Raw genomic sequence first — 2,713 nt, forward strand, 5'->3', positions numbered from 1 at the left:
AGATCTTCTTCCCGCAGCATCATGAGCCCGGTCGGCAGGGCCTGTCGGATTTCACGGTATGCGACAGTCTCAAGGTCACTGTTGCCGGCGAGACCTGAGGATCAGCGTGCAATAGGCACCCCCTTCGTGGGGTGATCGGCGTGTAAAAAGGACCCCTTCATCCCGGGGATATAGTCGGCCGACTGGTTTTAATCAGTTGGCGAGAACGGGATGTTGGTAGTGGAGACAGTGGTTCGGATTCGGCGTGAGCATGCGTCTGGGAAGGCGATCAAGGCGATCGCCCGTGATCTTCGGTTATCGCGCAAGGTGGTCCGGAAGGCGATCCGGTCGCCGGAAGCGGCGTTCAACTACCAGCGCACAGTCCAGCCGCTGCCGCGGATCGGCCCCTATCAGGACCGGCTCGATGTGCTGCTCGAGGAGAACGAGGGCCGCGGCCGCCGCGATCGGCTGCGGATGACGCGTATCCACGACCTGCTGGTGCGCGAGGGGTTCGAGGGGTCCTATGACGCGGTGCGCCGCTATGCGGCGCGCTGGCGTGCTGCGCGGCGGAAGGATGCGGGCGAAGGCGCACCGGCGTTCATCCCGATGACCTTCCAGCCGGGTGAGGCCTACCAGTTCGACTGGAGCCATGAGGATGTGGAGATCGCCGGCAAGCCGATGCGGGTGAAGGTGGCGCATGTCCGCCTCTGCGCCTCGCGCACGCCTTACGTCCGGGCCTATCCGCGTGAGAGCCAGGAGATGCTGTTCGACGCTCATGCCCGGGCGTTCGCTTTCTTCGGCGGCGTGCCGCGGCGCGGTATCTACGATAATATGAAGACGGCGGTGACGAGCGTGTTCACCGGCAAGGAGCGCGTGTTCAACCGCCGCTTCCTGATCATGACCGATCATTACATGGTCGAGCCGACGGCCTGCTCACCAGCGGCGGGATGGGAGAAGGGCCAGGTCGAGCAGCAGGTCCAGACGATCCGAGGCCGCTTCTTCCAGCCGCGCCTGCGGTTCGCCAGCCTCGCCGAGCTCAACGGGTGGCTGGAGGCCGAGTGCCGGCGCTGGGCCGAGCATCATGCCCATCCCGAGCGCGGGGATATCACCGTCGCCGAGGCGCTGGAGATGGAACGACCCGCCCTGCAGCCGATCCTGGCACCGTTCGACGGCTTCCATGAGAGCGAGCATGCGGTCACCGGCACCTGCCTCATCAGCTTCGATCGCAACCGCTACTCGGTCATGTCGACGGCCGCACGCCGGACCGTCCAGGTGCGCGCCTATGCCGATCGCATCGTCATACGCTGCGGCGAAGCGACCGTCGGGGAGCATGAGCGCCACTTCGGTCGGAACCGCACCATATACGACCCCTGGCATTATCTGCCGGTCCTCGCGCACAAGCCCGGCGCGCTGCGTAACGGCGCCCCGTTCCAGGACTGGGACCTGCCGCCCGCGCTGCATCGATTACGGCGAAGGCTCGGCGCCGGGGACGAGGCGGATCGCAGGTTCGTGCGGGTCCTCTCGGCGGTGCTCACCGATGGCCTGGAGCTGGTCGAGGCTGCCGTGCGCGAAGCGCTGGCGAGCGGAACGGCCAGCGACGAGCTGATCCTCAACATCCTCTCCCGGCGCCGCGAGCCGGCGACGCCCCACAGCATCGTTACCTCGGAAGACGGGATGCTGCGGCATCCTCCGCTTGCCGACTGTGCCCGCTATGATCTGCTGCGAGGCTATGATGCAGCGGCATGATATGATCGACACGATGCGCGGCCTTGGGCTCAAGGGCATGGCGGCGGCGTTCGACGAGGCCGTCACCACCGGCCTCCAGCGCAAGCGCACCACCATGGAGATACTGACCGATCTGCTCCGCGCCGAGGCGACCCACCGGGATGCCGCCTCCATCCGTTATCGCATGACGGCCGCCAGGCTGCCCGTGGTGAAGGACCTGGAGCGGTTCAGCTTCGAGGGCACCCCGATCAATGAGGAGCTGATCCGCTCCCTTCATGACGGTTCCTTCCTCCCGCCTCGCCGCAATATCGTGCTGGTCGGCGGCACGGGGACAGGAAAGACCCACCTCGCCATCGCGATCACCGCCAATGTCGTGCGAAGAGGCGCTCGCGCCCGCTACTTCAACACCGTCGATCTGGTGACACGCCTCGAAGAGGAGACCCGGATCGGCAAGGGCGGGACCCTGGCGGCGCAGCTGTCGCGGCTCGACCTGATAGTGCTCGACGAGCTTGGATATCTGCCGTTCGCACGCTCGGGAGGGCAGTTGCTGTTCCACCTCATCAGCAAGCTCTATGAGCGCACCAGCGTCATCATCACCACGAACCTCGCCTTCGGCGAGTGGCCTACCGTGTTCGGCGATCCCAAGATGACCACGGCGCTGCTCGACCGCGTCACCCACCACTGCGATATCGTCGAGACCGGCAACGACAGCTGGCGCTTCAAAAACCGCAGCTGACCGCCACCTTCGCCGCCTTCAAAAATCTATCTTGCGCTGCGCGCGCCTCCGGTCGGGCTACGCCCGCCCTCCGCCGCACGCAGCGCAAGGCCATCTTCAACAAACCAGCATCATATTATCCGAAAAGGGGGTCCCTCTTCGACGCCGATCGGGGGTCCCTTTTGAACGCCGTTTGACAGCGAGACCCTGGCCTATCGCCTCTACCACTTCCGCTTGGCGGCGAGTGGCTGGGAGCATGCGGCTGTCGTGCTGGGCGGGGAGAGCTTTGCCGCC

2 protein-coding genes are annotated in these 2,713 nt (G+C 65.6%); both read left to right on the plus strand.

What is annotated here, in order from left to right; genetic code table 11:
- The first annotated feature begins 210 nt into the window (after nucleotides 1-210).
- Entirely contained in the window at nucleotides 211-1,725 is a 1,515-nt protein-coding gene (gene istA, locus B5X69_RS20490; protein ID WP_079640312.1) for an IS21 family transposase, read from the plus strand.
- On the plus strand, nucleotides 1,712-2,440 hold the full coding sequence (istB, locus tag B5X69_RS20495) for an IS21-like element helper ATPase IstB (protein WP_079640313.1): 729 nt from the start codon (nucleotides 1,712-1,714) through the stop codon (nucleotides 2,438-2,440). Before istA ends, istB begins: the two co-directional genes overlap by 14 nt.
- Nucleotides 2,441-2,713 lie beyond the last annotated feature (273 nt).

The organism is Sphingopyxis flava (assembly GCF_900168005.1).
GTDB classification, from domain to species: Bacteria; Pseudomonadota; Alphaproteobacteria; order Sphingomonadales; family Sphingomonadaceae; genus Sphingopyxis; species Sphingopyxis flava.